Annotated in this window: 15 protein-coding genes and 2 pseudogenes; 12 read left to right on the forward strand and 5 right to left on the reverse strand. The window is 72.5% G+C overall.

Annotated features, from left to right (window positions below; genetic code table 11):
* Window positions 1-22: 22 nt before the first annotated feature.
* From ACIQVL_RS29835 to ACIQVL_RS29855, 5 genes are all read left to right on the forward strand, one after another.
* A complete protein-coding gene (locus ACIQVL_RS29835) occupies window positions 23-1,252 on the forward strand; it encodes an acyl-CoA dehydrogenase family protein (RefSeq protein WP_403436467.1) in 1,230 nt (409 codons plus the stop codon).
* Window positions 1,249-2,241, forward strand: a complete 993-nt coding sequence (locus ACIQVL_RS29840) for a hypothetical protein (RefSeq protein ID WP_403476862.1) — start codon at window positions 1,249-1,251, stop codon at window positions 2,239-2,241. The genes ACIQVL_RS29835 and ACIQVL_RS29840 overlap by 4 nt, the downstream gene beginning before the upstream one ends.
* The gene (locus ACIQVL_RS29845; protein WP_403436470.1) at window positions 2,238-3,203 is read left to right on the forward strand and encodes a HesA/MoeB/ThiF family protein; all 966 of its coding nucleotides are present in this window, start codon (window positions 2,238-2,240) and stop codon (window positions 3,201-3,203) included. The genes ACIQVL_RS29840 and ACIQVL_RS29845 overlap by 4 nt, the downstream gene beginning before the upstream one ends.
* Before the next feature lie 136 nt (window positions 3,204-3,339).
* Window positions 3,340-4,767: an MFS transporter gene (locus tag ACIQVL_RS29850; RefSeq protein ID WP_403476863.1), complete on the forward strand. Its 1,428-nt coding sequence runs from the start codon at window positions 3,340-3,342 to the stop codon at window positions 4,765-4,767.
* A gap of 49 nt (window positions 4,768-4,816) precedes the next feature.
* Window positions 4,817-5,554 carry a LuxR C-terminal-related transcriptional regulator gene (locus tag ACIQVL_RS29855; RefSeq protein ID WP_403436474.1) on the forward strand — a complete coding sequence of 246 codons (738 nt, stop codon included), beginning with the start codon at window positions 4,817-4,819 and terminating at the stop codon, window positions 5,552-5,554.
* A gap of 75 nt (window positions 5,555-5,629) precedes the next feature.
* Here the strand turns inward: ACIQVL_RS29855 and ACIQVL_RS29860 are convergent, their stop codons facing one another.
* A complete protein-coding gene (locus ACIQVL_RS29860) occupies window positions 5,630-6,154 on the reverse strand; it encodes a helix-turn-helix domain-containing protein (RefSeq protein WP_403476864.1) in 525 nt (174 codons plus the stop codon).
* A gap of 476 nt (window positions 6,155-6,630) precedes the next feature.
* Here ACIQVL_RS29860 and ACIQVL_RS29865 point away from each other — a divergent pair, with 476 nt between their 5' ends.
* Entirely contained in the window at window positions 6,631-7,893 is a 1,263-nt protein-coding gene (locus ACIQVL_RS29865) for a beta-ketoacyl-[acyl-carrier-protein] synthase family protein (protein ID WP_403476865.1), read from the forward strand.
* A 29-nt stretch (window positions 7,894-7,922) separates the two neighbouring features.
* Here ACIQVL_RS29865 and ACIQVL_RS29870 read toward each other — a convergent pair whose 3' ends face one another.
* From ACIQVL_RS29870 to ACIQVL_RS29880, 3 genes are all read right to left on the reverse strand, one after another.
* Complete coding sequence (locus tag ACIQVL_RS29870) at window positions 7,923-9,656, reverse strand: alpha/beta fold hydrolase (RefSeq protein ID WP_403436480.1); 1,734 nt, start codon at window positions 9,654-9,656, stop codon at window positions 7,923-7,925.
* Between the two features lie 189 nt (window positions 9,657-9,845).
* On the reverse strand, window positions 9,846-10,577 hold the full coding sequence (locus tag ACIQVL_RS29875; protein WP_403476866.1) for an NADPH-dependent F420 reductase: 732 nt from the start codon (window positions 10,575-10,577) through the stop codon (window positions 9,846-9,848).
* A gap of 4 nt (window positions 10,578-10,581) precedes the next feature.
* Window positions 10,582-11,613, reverse strand: a complete 1,032-nt coding sequence (locus ACIQVL_RS29880; protein ID WP_403477056.1) for an LLM class flavin-dependent oxidoreductase — start codon at window positions 11,611-11,613, stop codon at window positions 10,582-10,584.
* A gap of 98 nt (window positions 11,614-11,711) precedes the next feature.
* Here ACIQVL_RS29880 and ACIQVL_RS29885 point away from each other — a divergent pair, with 98 nt between their 5' ends.
* The gene (locus ACIQVL_RS29885) at window positions 11,712-12,182 is read left to right on the forward strand and encodes a MarR family winged helix-turn-helix transcriptional regulator (RefSeq protein ID WP_403436485.1); all 471 of its coding nucleotides are present in this window, start codon (window positions 11,712-11,714) and stop codon (window positions 12,180-12,182) included.
* A gap of 148 nt (window positions 12,183-12,330) precedes the next feature.
* On the opposite strand, the gene ACIQVL_RS29890 is transcribed toward ACIQVL_RS29885, so the two are convergent.
* Window positions 12,331-13,242, reverse strand: a complete 912-nt coding sequence (locus ACIQVL_RS29890) for a LysR family transcriptional regulator (RefSeq protein ID WP_403477057.1) — start codon at window positions 13,240-13,242, stop codon at window positions 12,331-12,333.
* A 143-nt stretch (window positions 13,243-13,385) separates the two neighbouring features.
* Between ACIQVL_RS29890 and ACIQVL_RS29895 the strand changes: the two genes are divergently transcribed.
* From ACIQVL_RS29895 to ACIQVL_RS29915, 5 genes and pseudogenes are all read left to right on the forward strand, one after another.
* Window positions 13,386-13,463 (forward strand): putative leader peptide, encoded by a 78-nt coding sequence (locus tag ACIQVL_RS29895; protein ID WP_350786652.1) that lies wholly within the window; start codon window positions 13,386-13,388, stop codon window positions 13,461-13,463.
* 151 nt (window positions 13,464-13,614) lie between these two features.
* A pseudogene (gene sfnG, locus ACIQVL_RS29900) lies at window positions 13,615-14,774 on the forward strand (dimethylsulfone monooxygenase SfnG).
* Between the two features lie 57 nt (window positions 14,775-14,831).
* The gene (gene ssuE / locus ACIQVL_RS29905) at window positions 14,832-15,389 is read left to right on the forward strand and encodes an NADPH-dependent FMN reductase (protein WP_403476867.1); all 558 of its coding nucleotides are present in this window, start codon (window positions 14,832-14,834) and stop codon (window positions 15,387-15,389) included.
* A gap of 4 nt (window positions 15,390-15,393) precedes the next feature.
* A complete protein-coding gene (locus tag ACIQVL_RS29910) occupies window positions 15,394-16,578 on the forward strand; it encodes an SfnB family sulfur acquisition oxidoreductase (RefSeq protein WP_403476868.1) in 1,185 nt (394 codons plus the stop codon).
* 29 nt (window positions 16,579-16,607) lie between these two features.
* Window positions 16,608-17,751 (forward strand): annotated as a pseudogene (locus tag ACIQVL_RS29915) (LLM class flavin-dependent oxidoreductase).
* The last annotated feature ends 137 nt before the right edge of the window (window positions 17,752-17,888 follow it).

A 17,888-nucleotide genomic window follows, 5' to 3' on the forward strand; every position in this document is an offset into this window, starting at 1 on the left:
CGCACAAGGAGTGACACCGCACGTGAACACCGCTCTCTCCGAATCCGTGTCCGAGACGGCGCTGAACTTCGACGTGCTGCCGAACGACGTCGAACAGTTCCGGGAGGCCGTAAGGGAATTCGCCCGGAACGTCGTCCAGCCCCGTGTACAGGAACTCGACCAGAAACCGGCGGCGCATTTCGACTGGGACGTCGTCGGCCACGGCCACCGGATCGGCCTCACCCGCGCGGCGGTCCCGAAGGAGTACGGCGGCCTGGGGGTGGGGATGCTGGGCGTCGCCACCGCGCTGGAGGAGGTGGCCGCGGTCTGCCCCGGCACGGCACTGGTCTTCGGCGCCACCCTGCTCGGCCAGGCGCCGGTCCTGCTCTCCGGCGACCCGCGGCTGCAGGCCCGCTTCCTGCCGCTGTTCTCGGGCGACGAACCGGTCCTCGCCTGCAACGCGGTCACCGAGGAGGACGCCGGCTGCGACCTCATCATCCCCTCCCAGGCCGGACACGCGCGCAACGTGACGACCGCACGCCGGGACGGCGACCACTACGTGCTGACTGGCCGCAAGCGGTTCATCACCAACGCGAAGGTCGCCGCGTTCGCCTCCGTGTTCGCCAACATGGCGGGCAGTCCGGGCGCGACCGGGCTCACCTCCTTCATCGTCCCCCTCGACCTGCCCGGAGTGGTCCGCGGACCCGTGGCGGACAAGATGGGATACCGCGCCTGCCTCGGCAGCGAGCTGGAGTTCCACGAGGTCCGGGTGCCCGCCGAGTACATGATCGGCGCGGAGGGCGAGGGCATGGCGATCAACATGGCGCAGAGCAACATGGCGCGCGCCGCGGTGGCCGGCATCTCCACGGGCGTGGCCCGCAGCGCCCTGGAACAGGCGATCGCCTGGTGCGGCGAGCGCGTCCAGGGCGGGCGCCCCCTCAAGGACCAGCAGTTCACGGCGGCGAAGCTGGCCGGTATGGCGGCCAGGGTCGACGCCGCCCGCATGCTGTACCTGCGGGCGGCGGACAAGGTCGACAACGAACTGCCGCCGCCGGTCTACGAACCGGCCGCGGCCAAGCTGTTCGCGGACCGGACCGCGATCGACGTGGCGGAGACCGCCCTGTCCCTGCTCGGCGCACGCGGCTACCTGCGCTCCTACGGCCTGGAGAAGACGATGCGGGACGCGCTCGGCACCCGGATCTACGAGGGCACCCCCGAGGTCCTGGCCCTCGCCGTCACCGAGAGCCTCTACGCCGAGAAGGACGAGTGGTGAGCGCCGCCGGCCGGGCCGCCGGCCCCGGCTTACGCGACGCCCCGGCACCGGAGCCCGCCGCCACCCGGGACGATCCCCGCGCCCGCCGCTACGCCCGGGACATCATCAGCCTCCACGACCGGCTCAGCTACCGCCGGCTGCCCCTGGAGATGCGGGGCGCCCCGCTCTCCCTCGTCGAGGATCCCGACGGGGCACTGGTCACCGTCACCGGCCGCGACAGCCAGTTCCCGGCCCGCTACCTCAAGGGGATGCTGGGGTTCCGCCTCGCCCAGTACCTCCGGCTGAACTGGATCTCCGAGGCCGCGGTCCACCGCACCGCGGCCTTCCACGAACCGCTGCCGCACTCGCCCGTGGAGAACATCCACACGGTCACGCTGTGCGCGCGCTCCGGGAAGATCCGCGGCTACGTGGGACTGGCCTGCTCGGCGGACCCCGAGAGCCTGCCCCTGGACTCCGCGTGCCGCACCCCGTTCCCGACCGAGGCCGCGCACCGCATCGACCTGCTCGGGAGGTACGCACGGCCCGGCCTGGGCACACACCAGGCCTTCGAGTTCAAGAGGTTCCTGCGGGACCAGACGATGCCACGGGACGAGCAGCACACCCGCGTCCCCTGGCACCTCATGCTGGGCATCGGCGAGGCGCTGCTCGCACTGGGCGACGGCGTGCGCGTCGTACTCGGCGACGCCAAGGAGCACGTCGCCCTGCGCCATCTGCGGCTGGTCGGCTTCGACCTGCACGTCGTCGAGGGCACCTCGCCCTCCCTCTGCCCGTCGGATCCCATGGCGCCGATCTACCGGCAGACGGTCGTGGCCAAGCCGTTCGCGGCCCCGGTGCCCACCGACATCGCCTGGTACCGGGACGTGGTCCGCTCCTACCTCGACGGGACGAGCGACCTGGCCTCGTGGCAGGCCGTGATCACCACCCTGGCCGCACGCAGGACGCGTACGGGACACCGTCCCGATCCCGCACGAGGAGGGGCTCACAGGTGACGAACGGCGACAGGGAACCGATGCCCGAGACGGCCGGAGGGCCCGCGGCGAAGGCCCGGTTCTACACGGAACTGACCGCCCGGAACGCCGGTGTGGTGCCCGAAGCCGACCAGTGGGCGCTGCGTACGGCCACCGTCCTGGTGGCGGGCTGCGGATCGATCGGCGGCGCCGCCGTCGAACCACTCACCCGGCTCGGGCTGCAGAAGTTCGTCCTCGCCGACCCGGGGACCTACGAACTCAACAACCTCAACCGGCAGTCGGCGACCGTCGCCGACCTCGACCGGAACAAGGCCGCGCTGGCCGGGGACCGGGTACGGGCGATCAACCCGCACGCCTCGGTCGAGGTGTTCACCGAAGGAGTCACCGGGCAGACCGTCGAGAAACTGACGGCCGCCTGCCAGGTGATCATCGACGGGGTGGACGTGACGACCCCCGAAGGGTGGCGGGCCAAACTCCTGCTGCACCGCCACGCCGTGCAGCGGCGACTGCCCCTGATCACCGGCTGGGACATGGCCGGCACCCAGTACGTCCGCTGCTACGACTACCGGCACGTCCGCGAACCGTTCGCGGGCGCCGTCGGCCCGCACGACGCCGACCGCTACGACATGTGGGACCTGCTGCGCCGGGCCGTGCCGCTGCGGCACGTGCCGACCGACATGCTGGCCGAGATCCGGGCCAACCACGCCCGGAGCGACTACAGCTTTCCGCAGGTCGCCTACACGGCCATGGCGTTCGGCGTGATCAGCTCCCACATGGTGGTGCGGCTGCTGACCGGGCAGCGGGTGCGGCCCGAGGTCCGTCTCGACGTGCACCAGAAGGCCAGGCCGCTCGCGGAGCGGTGGCGCAGCCGGGCGCGGTGGCCGGTGGAACTGGGGGCACTGCTGCCGGAGTTGCTGCGGCTGGCCCGACGGTCCGGCGCGGACCGGGCGCCGCTGGCCGCGGTGGACCGCGACGCTTCCTGACCCCGGCCCGAAGTACCAACCCCAGGCCGCGCGTTCACCGGTGACGCACCGGGTGCGAACGCGCGGCCTCCTGACGCAGACCGGGCGAGGCCGTGCCGCCGGCGCCCGCGCAGCCATTGCGACCACGGAGGTGGACATGAGTGTTCGGCAACAGAACGTGCTGTGGACGTTCTTCTGCTGTGGCCTGGGCGTGGCCATGGTGTCGCTCGACAACCTCGTCGTCATCACGGCCCTGCCGTCGATCCGCGAGGACCTCGGCGGGAGCATCCAGCAACTGGAGTGGACCGTCAACGCCTACACGCTCACCTACTCGGTGCTCATGCTGACCGGCGCGGCACTCGGGGACCGGTTCGGCCGGCGGCGGATGTTCGGCATCGGGCTGGGCGTCTTCGTCGTCGCGTCGGCCGGGGCGGCGCTGGCCCCCGGCATCGGCGCCCTGATCGCCGCCCGCGCCGTACAGGGCCTGGGCGCCGCGCTGTTGATGCCGCTGAACCTGACGATCCTCACGGAGGCGGCGCCCGAGCGGCGGCGCGGTGCCCTGCTGGGCGCGATGAGCGCCGTGGAGGGCGTCGCGATCGCCATGGGCCCGCTCCTCGGCGGCGCGGTGGTGGAACACCTGAGCTGGCAGTGGATCTTCTGGATCAACGTGCCGATCGGCGCGCTGGTGCTGCCCGTCGCCCGGTGGAAGCTCACCGAGAGCCACGGCCCCAGCCCGCGCCTGGACCTGGTGGGCACGGTCCTGGCCAGTGCCGGGCTCTTCGGCATCGTCTTCGGCATCATCAACGGTCACGCCGACCACTGGACCAGCGCGCGCGTCCTGCTCTCGCTGGCCGGCGGCGCGGCCGTCCTGATCGCCTTCGTCCGCTGGGAACTGCGGGTCGAACACCCCGTGTTCCCGATGAAGCTGTTCCGCCACCGGACCTTCAGCGCCATGAACGCCGCCGGGCTGCTGATGTTCGCCGGCATGTTCGGCTCGGTCTTCCTGCTCACCCAGTTCCTCCAGGGACCGCGCGGCTACACACCCCTGGAGGCGGGCCTGCGGATCCTGCCGTGGACCGCGGTGCCCATCTTCGTGGCGCCGCTGGTCGGCCTGGTCTCCGATCGCGTCGGCGGCCGGACCATCGTCGCGCTCGGCCTGGCCCTGCAGGCCCTCGGACTGGGCTGGATCGCCGCCCGGGTCTCGCCCGGGGTCCCCTATCCGTCGCTGGTTCCCGCCCTGGTCCTGTGCGGCCTCGGCATGACCTGCTACTTCACCCCCACCGCGCACATGGTGATGAGCGCGGTCGACGCCGGGGAGCGCGGCATGGCCTCCGGGTCGATCAGCGCGCTGCGTGAGCTGGGCGGTGTGCTCGGCATCGCCGTCCTCGCCTCGGTCTTCTCCGCGCACGGGGACCTCACCACCGCGGACCGGTTCACCGACGGCATGGTCCCGGCGGTGTGGACCGGCGTCGCCCTGATCGCCTGCGGAGCGCTGGCGGTCCTGCTGGTACCGCGGCGTCCCCGCAACGTCCGCCCCGCCGACCCCGAACCGGCGGTGCCGGGGTGCGTGGGCGACCTGGTGTGACGGCATGCCCGCCAACGGCATGTCCGGTCGGCGGGGACGGGAGGGGACAGTGACGAGCTCACCGATCCGGGTCCTGCTGGCGGACGAACGGTCCATAGCCCGCACCGGAATCCGGTCCGTCCTCGACGAGGACGTCGGTATCGAGGTGGTCGGCGAGGTGTCCGACGTCGCGGGTGCGGTGGCGAAGGCCCGTGAACTCCGACCGCGTCTGCTGCTCGCCGGCGCTCTCCCGGGCCCCGCCGGCGCCGTGGAACTGGTCGACGGGCTGGCCGCGTGCTGCGGCGGCGAAGGGCCCGGCGTGCTGCTCATGGCCCACGAGGGCGGCCCGGGTGCGGGGACCGCCCTCCGGGCCGGAGTGCAGGGAGTCGTGCTGCACCGGGTCACCCCGGATCAGTTGCTGTCCGCGATCCACGTCGTGGCGGCCGGCTACCGGATCTTCCTCGGGGAGCGGGGTCCCTCGGGGGGCGGCGACGGCCGGTTTCCCGAGACCGTGGATTTCCCCGGTGTTCCGGCCGCCGGGGCGGCGGGATTGCAGTTGCTGACCCGGCGGGAGCGGGAGGTGTTCCGGCTGCTCGCCCAGGGACTGAGCAATACGGAGATCTCCGCGGTGCTGGTGCTGAGCGAGAACACCGTGAAATCCCATGTGCAACGGCTGCTGGAAAAGCTGAACCTGCGCAACCGGGTACATGCGGTCATCCACGCCTATCGGACGGGCCTGGTGGCGCCGTCCTGCCCGGAGCCCGTCCGCCCGCGGACCGGTTCCCGCGCTCCGCGGGCGCTCCAGTGAGCCTGCGGTGCTCCGCGCGAGCCCTGTTGAGCGCATGGCGCTCAACAGGGCTCGTTTCGTTGGCTGTTGTGAAGATCAGTCGGTCGATTCGAGGAGATATCCGCGTCCGTTGGCGGTCCGGACACGCAGCCCGAGGGCGACCACCTTGCGCCGGATTCTCATGATGTGCAGGTCCAGGGCGTTCTGGCTGGCCGTGCCGCGCCGGTCGCGGAGCAGGGCGATCAGTTCGTGCCGGGCCACGAGGGTGCCGTATCGCTCGACCAGTGGTTGCAGCAGGTTCATCTGGGTCGGTGACACGGGCACCATCCGGGTGCCGTACCGGAGCAGCCCGTCCTGGTCGAGGACGGGGACCCGGTGGCTGCCGGCCCTGGCCCGGAGCGCCGCGACCCGGGCGGCGAAGTCGGCCCTGCTGACCGGCGCCCGGATCCAGTCCTCCCGCGAGTCGCTCGGAACCGGAGGCGTCGCGCCGTTCTCCACCACGAGGAGGCGGAGGATTCCGCGGCGCCGCAGCTGTTCCAGTTCGTGCACCTCGACCGGCCAGCGCAGGACACGGACGTCCTGGGTGGCCGAGAATAACTGCCCCTCACCGTATTGAGGCACGAATAGAGTTCTCCTTTCGCGTGGGCGGAATAATGCAAGGTCCTGTTGGTTTCGTTCCCCCTGCGGCATTACTACCTCACTATGCAGGGTGTTCAAGCGTCGCTGCAACAAGTGCAATAGAGAGGCGCCGTCGGGTTATCTGCATAAAATAGGACAGGTTGCGGACTGTTAATAGTTCTAATGGTCCTTTGTGCGGTCTCCCCGACCTGCCGCGATCTCGTGAAAAGGAGTGAGGCGCAGGGTCGTTCCGGGCGAGTAGATTTCTCCGGGCAGGCGTGCCGAAGAGAAGGCCGATGTCCGAAGAATTCAGGAAGGCATGGAAAGGGCTGAAGAAATTCTCACCTCCGGGGAATTGTTCATCGCCATCATGGCGCTGGTGACGGCCGGGCTCCCCCCGGCGTCCGGGGAGACGCCCGGGAACATCCCGCCGACGACGCAAGGCGACAGACCGGATCATCGCGCGGAAGGAACCCGCCATGCTGCCCGCGACCACTGAGACGAACCGGCCCCACGCCGGCCGGCGTACACCCCCGCGTGCCGAGGTGCTCGTGACGGGCCTCGGCGCGACCACCCCGCTCGGCGGAGACGCGCCGTCCAGCTGGGCGGCGCTGCTGTCCGGCCGGTCCGGCGTGACCCGGCTGGACACCCCCTGGGCCGAGCAGCTGCCCGTCCGCATCGCAGGGGGCATGTGCGAGGACCCCGCCTTCCGGCTGGACCGGGTCCGGCGGCGCCGCCTCGACCGCAGTCAGGCGGCCGCGGTCGTGGCGGCCGGGGAGGCGTGGACGGACGCCGGCGCGCCGGAGGTCGACGCCGAGCGGCTCGCGGTGGTCGTGGGGACCGGCATCGGCGGCGGGCTCACCCTCCTCGAACAGGACGACCGGCTGGAGCAACGGGGCCCACGCGCCATCTCACCGCACACGGTGCCCATGCTGATGCCCAACGGCAGCGCCGCGGCGGTCGGCCTGCTGCTGGGGGCCCGGGCGGGCACGCACGCTCCGACCAGCGCCTGTGCGTCCGGCGCGGAGGCGCTGGCGGTCGGCATGCTGCTGATCCGGTCCGGCCGGGCGGACGTGGTGGTCGCGGGCGGCACGGACGCCTGCCTGCACCCGCTGGCGCTCGGCGCGTTCGCCCGGATGCGCGCCCTGTCCCTGCGCAACGACGCCCCGGACCTGGCGTCCCGGCCCTTCGACCGGGACCGCGACGGGTTCGTCATGTCCGAGGGCGCGGGCATGGTCGTACTGGAGCGCGCCGACTTCGCGCGGGCGCGCGGCGCGCACGTGCACGCGACCCTGTCGGGCGCGGGGGTCACGTCCGACGCGTACGACGTGACGCTCCCCGCCGCGGAGGGCCAGGTGCGGGCCATCGGGGCGGCGCTGCGGGACGCGGATCTCGGCGGAGCCGACATCGGCCATGTGAACGCGCACGCCACCGGTACGCCCCTGGGCGACGCCACCGAGGCCCGCGCCGTACAGGAGGCCGTGGGTCCGCATCCGGCGGTCACCGCCTGCAAGTCCGCCACCGGCCACCTCCTGGGCGCCTCCGGTGCGGTCGAGGCCGTCTTCACCGTCCTCACCCTGGTGCACGGCCTGATCCCGCCGGTCCGCAACCTGGACGAGGCGTCGGACGGGATCGAGCTGGACCTGGTGTCCGGCGGCCCGCGACGGGCATCCGTCCGGGCGGCCCTGTCCACGTCCTTCGGATTCGGCGGACACAACGTGGTTCTCGCCTTCACCGGGTAGCGGCCGGCGGAACCGGTCCGGGGCCGCCGTCACCGGCTGCGGGCCCGGTCCCGGCAGGACGTCAGGAGGCCTGCCACGGCCGCCGGACGGGTGAGCTGGGGACAGTGCCCCGCGGCCTCGATCACCGTGACCGGCGTGTCCACGGGCTCGGTGAGCGGATCCGCCGACCCGACGACGATGTCCACGGGCAGCCGCAACTCCCGTAGTGCACGGCGGAGTTCGGCGCGCTGCCGGTGGGCGTCGCGCAGGGCGGCGACCACCCGGCGGGACGTCCCGGCACGCCGCAGGTCCAGCGCGAGCGCGTCGAGGCCCGGTTCCTCGGACAGGCCGAGTGAACGAGCCAGGCGGGAGGCGGGAGCCGTGCGCAGCAGCGGTACGGCCAGGGGCGAACGCAGCACCGCGGCGGACGGCCGCTGGAGGAAGGCCGGGGCGACCAGCACGAGCGCCGCGAGCCGCTCGGGCCGGGCCGCGGCGTAGCGCAGGGCGGGGCCGCAGGCGAGCGAGTGCGCCACCAGCACCGGCCGGGTCCGCACCGGGCGCAGCAGGTCCGCGAGCCAGTCGTCGAGCGTTCCCGCGCCCGCGCCCGACCTGCCGAAGCCGGGCAGGTCGGGAGCGAGGGCGGGCGCGTCCAGGCGGTCCGCCGTTTCCGCCCAGGCGTCGGCGCTCAGCAGGAGTCCGTGCAGCAGCACGTATCCGGGGCGCCGCCGTTCCCCGGTCACCCAGGTGCGGGTGCCCGCCACACCGTGGAAGCCGCAGGGGCGGCGGGACGGGCCGGAGCGGCCGAAGCGGGTGGCGACCAGGTCGTCGGCCCACCGGCGCAGCGCCGGCCGCACGGGCGCCATGGACAGTCCGTGTGCCGCGGACAGGGCGCGGGCGGACGCCGTGTCGTAGCGGTCGGTCGACAGGAACGACAGGGTCTCGGGATCCGCCCGGGTGATCGCACGGGGCAGCCTGCGCAGCACGCCCACCGGGATCGAGCGGCCGGGAGCGCGCACCCCCATGTGCTCGGCCAGCAGGCCGACCAGTGCGGGCAGTTCGGGAGTGGAGTCGTCCAGCACCCAGTAGGTGCGGCCCGCGCTCCCGGGGTCCTGCGGAAGGGCGGCCAGGAACCGGACGAAGTGGTCCAGGGTCACGACCGGGAGGAAGACGCCGGGACCGCCGGGCAGGGCCCGCAGCCGGCCCTGCCAGAGCCCGGAGACCACCTCGGCCAGGCCGAGGTACTGGCCCGGCCCGATCACCGTACTGGGATTGGCGACGCTCAGCGGCACCCCCAGCTCGCCGGCGCGGGCCCGCACCGCGGCGTCGCCCTCCTGCTTCGACGCCTCGTAGGCGCCCAGCCGGCGGTAGTCCGGCGGCCGGCCGTCCGCGGCGGCCATGCGGTAGCCGCTGATGTGCACCACCCGGCGCAGCTCGGGCAGGCCCGCCGCCCAGGCGACCACCTGCACGGCCCCCGTCACGTTGACCGCTCGGGCCTGCGCCGCCGTGATGCCGAACGCGAAGCGCGCGGCGGTGTTGTAGACGTCGCGGACCCCGGACAGCCCGTCCGCCGGCAGCCCCAGACCGGGAACGGTGAGGTCGGCCCGGACCACCGTCAGAGCGGCACGGTCCACGCCCTGCCCGTCGAGCCACGACGTCAGCCCGTCACCGGAGCCGCGCACGGCGGCCGCCACCCGGTGGCCCCGGCGCAGGAGTTCCGCCACCAGGGAGCGGCCGATGAAGCCCCCGGCGCCGAAGACGATCGAGTCGATCGAGTCCGAGAGCATGCTGTCTCCTTGCCCGGTCCGTGACGCCGTGTCAGCGCTCGCGGAACCGCACCGGGGCCCTTCCGCGGAGCGGCTCCCACCGTACCGAAACGCCGGGGGCGAAGCGGACGAACCATGCCCGCACCGCACGATCGGGACGATGTGCCCAGACGTGCCCGGACGTGCAGACCGTCCTGGCCGTACGTGTGTTCAGGCGGCGGGTCCGGTCCGCGCCGCGGCGGCCGCCCGTGCGGCGATCACGGCGCGTCCGCGGTCGGACTCCGGGAACCGGGCGAGCATCGCACGCAGTTCGTCCGCGTCGACGTCCGCGCCGAAGGGCTCGGTGCCCGGCTCCAGCCGGACCCCCTCGGCGAGCGGGCCCGCCACCACGGGGTCGAAACCGAGCGCGTCGACGAGGGAGGCGACCGTGGCGAGGCCGTCCGGATCGTCGCCGGCGATCGCGATCGCCTTGCGGCCCGGGGTTCCCGCGGGCCGCGCGTCGTCCTCGAGGTCGTGGTAGCCCATGTGGTTGAACGCCTTGATCACCCGCGAATCCGGCAGGTACGCCTGCACGGTCTGGCTGGAGGAGGTCAGCGGGTCGGTGAGGTCCGCGCGGACGCCGTCCACCTCCCACCAGTAGTTCATCGCGTCGACGACGACCTTGCCGCGCAGTTCTCCGACGGGAATGCCGCGGTACTTGCCGAGCGGCAGGGCCAGGACGGCCACGTCCGCCTCCGCGGCGGCCTGCGCGGCGCCGACCGGTACGGCACCGGGGGTGAGCACCTCGACGGTGAGGGCGATCGCGGCGGGGGCGCCGGATCCGGCGATCAGCACGCGGTAGCCGGCCGCCAGCGCCAGCCGTGCCAGTACGGTGCCGACCTTGCCGGCCCCCAGGATGCCGACCGTACGCACGCCGGCGGCCTTCGGCTCTGCTCCGTTCACGGCGTCAGCCGGCGAGAAGGCCGCGGACCATGGGGATCACCTTCGTGCCGTACAGCTCGACGGCGCGCAGGCGGGCGCTGACCGGTTGCGCCCCACTGGTGTAGATCAGGTCGAACCGGCCCACGCCGAGCGCCTTGACCGCACCGGCCATCTTGCGCGCGACCGTCTCCGGGGAGCCGATGTACAGGGAGCCGTGCTCGATCTCGGCCTCGTACTCCTCCCTGCGGATCGGCGGCCAGCCCCGCAGCGCGCCGATGCGGTCACGGATGACCCGGTAGGACGGCCAGTGCTGCTCCCGGGCCGCCTCGTCGGTGTCGGCGACGAACCCCGGCGAGTGCATCCCGACCGGGTGCGCGGTGGTACCGAACTGGTCGGCGGCGCGCCGGTACAGGTCGATGTACGGTGCGAAGCGCTCCGGGGAGCCGCCGATGATGGCGATCATGAGCGGGAATCCGTAGCGGGCGGTGCGGATGACCGACTGCGGGGTGCCCCCGACCCCGACCCAGGTGCTCAAGTGGCCCGACTCGGTCTTGGGGAAGACGTCGGCGGCTTCGAGGGGCGCCCGCTTGGTGCCGCTCCAGGTGACGGGCTTCTCCTCCAGGAGCTTGGCGAACAGCTCGATCTTCTCCTCGAACAGCACGTCGTAGTCGCTCAGGTCGTATCCGAAGAGGGGGAACGACTCGGTGAAGGAGCCGCGTCCCAGGATGACCTCGGCCCGGCCGTCGGAGAGCGCGTCCACGGTGGCGAAGCGCTGGAAGACGCGGACCGGGTCGTCCGAGCTCAGCACGGTCACGCCGGAGGCCAGCCGGATCCGCCGGGTGCGCGTGGCGATGCCGGCGAGGACGGTCTCCGGGGACGAGACCGCGTACTCGGGGCGGTGGTGTTCGCCGAGCGCTATGACGTCCACGCCGGTCTCCTCCGCGAGTACGGCCTCGTCGACGACCTGCCGGATGGCCCGTGCGTAGGACACCGGGGCTCCCGAGTCGTCCTGCGGCACGTCGCCGAAGGTGTCGAGACCGAAGACGAGGTCGGACACGGGGACTGGGTCGGACATGACGGGACTCCTTCGATTAGTTGACGCATCAATCATCGCTCGCATATGATTGACATGTCAACAAGAGGAGTGGCGGCACGATGACAGCGCGACGGAAGGAACTCCCCACCGCCGAGGAGCTGCGGGTCTGGCGGGACTTCATCGAGACGACGGAGGCGCTGCGCTCCGCGCTCGCGTCCCGGCTGCAGCGCGAGAGCTCCCTGTCGCCGGGCGACTACGCCGTGCTGCTCGCCCTGCGCGAGGCGGACGGGCGGCGGCTGCGCTCCTCCGACCTCGCGGACCGTGTCGGCTGGGAGCGCAGCCGCCTCTCGCACCAGATCGGCCGCATGGAGCGGCGCGGACTGATCCGGCGCGAGGAGTGCGTCACCGACAGCCGGGGCGCCGAGGTGGTGCTCACGCCCCAGGGCGCGGAGGCGTTCCGCAACGCGTCCCTGCCCCATCTGCGTGCCGTGCGCGAGCTGTTCGTGGCCGCCCTCACGCCGGACCAGCTCGCCGCGGCGGAAGAGATCAGCGCGGCGCTGCGGAACCACCTGACCGCGACCGACACCTGAGGCCCGGTACGGTTCGGCAACGCCCCGAGGGGGAGCTCTGGGGATACCTTTGGCCACCCCCGGCCAAGGCCGGCGGAGGAACCGCGCGACCGGCCACGACTGCGCCGCAGCCGATCGAAGGCATGTCGCGGCACGTCCGGCGGAGCGCTCAGGCGGCGTCCGTGCCCAGCTCGGCCGCCCGGCGCACGAACGTCTCGTGCAGGTCCCGCGCGGCCTGCGGCACCGACTCGGCCCGCCGCCGCTGGAGCATCAGCACCACCTCGGTGGCGTCCCCGGCCAGCGGCCGGCACACGATCGTCCCGTCGCGCTCCAGCGGGTCCCCGACCACACTGAAGTCCGGCAGCACCGTCGCGCCCAGCCCCTCCGCGACCGTCAGCTTGCCCGTCTCGGCCCCGTCCGTCGAGTACGAGAAGACGGGGGTGCGGTCCGCCGGCAGCCGGTGCACATAGCGGTGCATCACGTACCCGGTGCGCATGGCGATCAACGGCACCGTGAGCAGGTCGTCGGCCGACACCTCGGCCCGGCCGGCCAGCGGACTGTCCGGCCGTACGCACACCACCGGCCGCCCGCGCAGCAGTTCGGTGGCCTCGAAACCCGCGGGCGCGTCGTCGCCGTCGAGATGGTTCACCAGCCCCAGGTCGAAACCGCCCTCGGCGAGCCCCCGGTGGATCTCCGTCTGCTGGGTGCCCACCACCTCGACCTGGGTGACCGGATGGGTGGCCCGGAAGTCCCGCAGCACCGGGACGAGCAGCGGCACGGTCGCCGCGTTGACCGTACCCACGCGCACCATCCGGCTGATCCGGTGCTGCTCACCCGCCGCCACCCGCAGCCGGTCCACCGCCTCCAGCACCTGGACGATGTGCGGCATCAGCTCCTGCCCCGCCGCGCTCATCGTCGCCCCGGTCCGCTTGCGCTCCAGCAGGTCGATGCCCAGCTCCCGCTCCAGGTTCCGCACGGTCTCGCTCAACGCGGGCTGCGACAGGCGCAGTTCGTCGGCCGCCCGGCGCAGTGAAACGAGCCGGGTCACGGCCGCTATGTATTCCGGCTGTTCGGTCCGCACCCCGGCGGAATGCGCCGCAGCCGGGGGCGTGTTCAAGGGTTTCCCTGTCACACGTTCGTGAAATTCAATGGTCCGCGATACGAGACCGGTCGGGTTTTCCTTGACGGCCCTCGGCACGGACTGCGACCATCGACGGCATGAAGATGCGACTGGACCTCACGCGGCGACGCCACGTCGACCTCGCGCGCGTCTCCAGCGCCTCCTGTTGCGCCGCGGCCTGATCACCCCACCAAGATCCGCCGCGTTGTCTCCCTCTTCTTCCGCCTGAATTCTCCCCCGAATTCTCCCGCCTGAATTCAACGTGCCCACCCGCGCGCCGCGCGGTCGGCGCTGAATTCCGGCGTGCCCGAAAACTCGCAACAGGAGTTCCGCATGCCCGCCGCGCCCGTGAAATTCGCCTACTGGGTCCCCAACGTCAGCGGTGGACTCGTCACCAGCAAGATCGAGCAGCGCACCGACTGGGGATACGACTACAACCGCGAACTCGCCGTCCTCGCCGAGAACAACGGCTTCGAGTACGCCCTCAGCCAGGTCCGCTACATGGCCGGCTACGGCGCCGAGTTCCAGCACGAGTCGACCAGCTTCAGCCTCGCCGTGCCGCTCGCCACCGAGCGCCTGAAGGTCATCGCCGCCGTCCACCCCGGTCTGTGGCACCCCGGTGTCCTCGCCAAGCTGGGCGCCACCGCCGACCACCTCTCGAACGGCCGGTTCGCCGTGAACGTGGTCTCCGGCTGGTTCAAGGGGGAGTTCACCGCGCTAGGCGAGCCCTGGCTGGAGCACGACGAACTCCCCCAGTTCTCGGCTTCGCTCGAACCGGGGGGACCCCCATCCGCCGCGCCGAGGAGTTCATCCGCGTGCTGCGCCGGATCTGGACCGAGGACCACACCGAACTCGCCGGTGACTTCTACCGGTTGCGGGACTTCTCCCTCAAGCCCAAGCCGCTCAACACCCCCGAGCGCCCGCACCCCGAGATCTTCCAGGGCGGCAACTCCACCGCCGCCCGCGCCATGGCGGGCCGCGTCTACGACTGGTACTTCTCCAACGGCAAGGACTTCGACGGCGTCGTCGAGCAACTGAACGACGTCCGCAAGTCCGCCGCCGAAGCGGGGCGTACGGCACCGAAGTTCGTCCTCAACGGCTTCCTCGTCGCCCGCGACACCGAGACCGAGGCCCGCGACACCCTCCGCGAGATCATCGCCAAGGCCGACAGCGAGGCCGTCGAGGGCTTCGGCGCCGCAGTCAGGCAGGCCGGGCAGTCCGCCGCCGACGGCAAGGGCATGTGGCAGGACTCCACCTTCGAGGACCTCGTCCAGTACAACGACGGCTTCCGCACCGGCCTCATCGGCACCCCCGAACAGGTCGCCGAACGCATCGTCGCCTACAGGAAGCTCGGCGTCGACCTCCTCCTGCTCGGCTTCCTGCACTACCACGAGGAGGTCGAGTACTTCGGCAGGCGTGTGCTGCCCCTGGTCCGCGAACCGGGGGCCCAGCTCCCGGCCACCGAGCCCGGGTCCGCCCGGGCGCATGCCTGACCCTCCCCCTCGGCGAGGCGTTCCGCGCCGCCCCGGCCACCAGAAAGAGGCAGCTCCATGGCCACCGTCCTGTCCGTCTCCGGCAGTCCCTCCGCCTCCTCCCGCACCGGCCGCCTGCTGCGCCACCTGGACCAGCGGCTGACCGCCCAGGGCCACGAGGTCGTCCCGCTCGACGTGCGCACCGTCCCCGCCGAGGCCCTGCTCGGCGCCGACTTCCGGCACCCGGCGATCGTCGAGGCGACCGAGCTGTTCGCCCGCGCCGACGGGGTCGTGGTCGGCACCCCGGTCTACAAGGCCTCGTACTCCGGCGTCCTCAAGGCGCTGCTCGACCTGCTCCCGCAGTACGCGCTCACCGGCAAGACCGTGCTGCCGCTGGCCACCGGCGGTTCCGTCGCGCACGTCCTCGCCATCGACTACGCGCTGCGCCCGGTCCTCAACTCCATGGGCGCCGCGCACATAGTCCAGGGCTGGTTCACCCTCGACAAGGACATCACCGTGGGGGAGGACGGCACCCTGGCCCTCGCACCGGCCGCCGCCGAGGCCCTCGTCCCGGTCGTCGACCGGTTCTCGGCCGCGCTCCTCGGCCGCACGCCCGTCCTGGCCGCGGCGAGCTGACCCGATGACCGCCCACGTCATCGCCGACGCCGCCGAGGCCCTCGCCGTGGCGACGGCCCTGGCCGAGGAGTTCCGGGCCGGGGCCGCCGAACGGGACGCCGAACGCCGCCTGCCCCGGGCCGAGCTGGACCGGCTGTCGGCCTCGGGCCTGCTCGGCGTCACCGTGCCCGCCGAGCACGGTGGCGCCGACGTCGGCGCCCTGACCCTCGCGGAGATCTTCCGGCTCCTCGGCTCGGCCGACGGCAGCCTCGCGCAGATCCCGCAGAGCCACTTCGTGTACGTCAACGTGATCCGCCGTCAGGGCACCGAGGAACAGCGGAAGTTCTTCTTCGCGGAGCTGCTCGCCGGCAGCCGCTTCGGCAACGCCCAGTCCGAGGCGGGGACGAAACACGTCCAGGACATCCGCACCCGCCTGGCACGCCAGGGCGACGGCAGCTGTCGGCTGACGGGAGTCAAGCACTACTCCACCGGCGCGCTCTTCGCCGACTGGATCCCGGTCCTGGCCCGTACCGAGGACGACAACCTGCACGTGGCGTACGTCCCCAGGGACGCGCCCGGCCTCACCGTCGTCGACGACTGGGACGGCATGGGGCAGCGCACCACCGCCAGCGGCACCGTCCGGCTGGACGGTGTGGCGGTGCCCGCCGACCGCGTGCTGCCGCACCACCTGACCTTCCAGGGACCTCAACTCCACGGTGCGGTCGCCCAGTTGCTGCACGCCGCCATCGACGTGGGGATCGCCGGGGGTGCGCTGGCCGAGGCGGCGGAGTTCGTGCGGACCAGCAGCCGGCCCTGGTTCGAGAGCGGGGTGGAGTCCGCCGCTGAGGACCCGCTTCTGATCCAGCGGTTCGGTGAACTCGCCGTGCAGGTACGGGCGTCCGAGGCCCTGCTGCGGGAGGCCGCCCGCGCGGTCGACGCGGCCGGCGCCGGCCTCACCGACGCGTCGGCCGCCGAGGCGTCCGTCGCCGTGGCCGCCGCGAAGGTACAGGCGGCCGGGGCGGCCGTGACCGTCGCCGGGGCGCTCTTCGAGGTGTCCGGGACCCGCTCCGCCCTCAACTCCCTCAATCTGCACCGGCATTGGCGGGACGCCCGGACCCACACCCTGCACGATCCGACCCGCTGGAAGATCCAGCACATCGGCCGCTACGTCCTCAACGGCACCCTGCCGCCCCGCCACGGCCTGCTGTGACCCCTCGCCCCTTTCGATCGGAGACCCCCGTGTCCCTCACCTTCCACTGGTTCCTGCCCACCAACGGGGACAGCCGGCACGTCGTCGGCGGCGGTCACGGCACCCCGGCGACGGCCTCGGGACGGGACCGGCCGCCGACGGTCGCCTATCTGAGCCAGATCGCCAGGGCCGCGGAGGACCTCGGCTTCGTGGGTGCGCTCACCCCGACCGGTGCCTGGTGCGAGGACGCGTGGCTGACCACGGCGATGGTCAGCCAGCACACCGAGCGGCTGAAGTTCCTGGTGGCCTTCCGGCCGGGGTTCGTCTCGCCGACGCTCGCCGCGCAGATGGCGTCCACCTTCCAGCGGCAGACCGGCGGGCGGCTGCTGCTCAACGTGGTGACCGGGGGAGAGAGCCACGAGCAGCGGGCCTACGGGGACTTCCTCGACAAGGACGCCCGCTACCGCCGTACCGGTGAGTTCCTGGAGGTCGTACGGGGTTTGTGGGAGGGCAAGGCGGTCGATCTGGACGGGGAGCACCTGCGGGTCGAGGACGCCAGGCTGGCCCGGGTGCCGGAGCCGGTGCCCGAGGTGTACTTCGGGGGGTCCTCGCCGGTCGCGGGTGAGGTCGCGGGCCCGCTTCGTCGACGTGTACCTGACCTGGGGGGAGCCGCCGGCCCAGGTCGCCGGGAAGATCGCCTGGATCCGGGGGCTCGCGGCGGAGCAGGGGCGCACCCTGCGGTTCGGGATCCGGCTGCACGTCATCACCCGGGACACCTCCGAGCAGGCGTGGGCCGAGGCCGGCCGGCTGCTGGACGGGTTCGACCCGGAAACCGTGTGGTCGGTGCAGTCGGGACTCGCCCGCAGCGAGTCCGAGGGGCAGCAGCGGATGCTGGCGCTGCACGGCGGCCGCCGGGACGCGCTGGAGATCCACCCCAACCTCTGGGCGGGCATCGGCCTGGTCCGGGGCGGTGCCGGGACCGCGCTGGTCGGCTCCCACGACGAGGTCGCCGAGCGGATCAAGGAGTACGCGGCGCTGGGCATCGAGGAGTTCGTGCTGTCCGGGTATCCGCATCTGGAGGAGGCGTACTGGTTCGGGGAGGGGGTTCTGCCCCGGCTGGCCGCGCAGGGCGTGTGGCGGCACCCGGCCGGGAGGAGCGAAGCGCCGTCGGCGCAGGTGCCGTTCGCCTCCTGAGGGCCGCACCGGCCCGGTCGCCCGAAGGGAGCAGCAGAACTTGCGTCACTCGTCCGGCGGGCCTGGCGTGCGGTCGGTCGGCGCAGCCGGGAGCCTAGGATCCATCACCGGACGTATGGGGCATCTGCGGCCTTGTC

Origin of the sequence: Streptomyces sp. NPDC090499, assembly GCF_044769305.1 — a bacterium.
Lineage (GTDB): Bacteria > Actinomycetota > Actinomycetes > Streptomycetales > Streptomycetaceae > Streptomyces.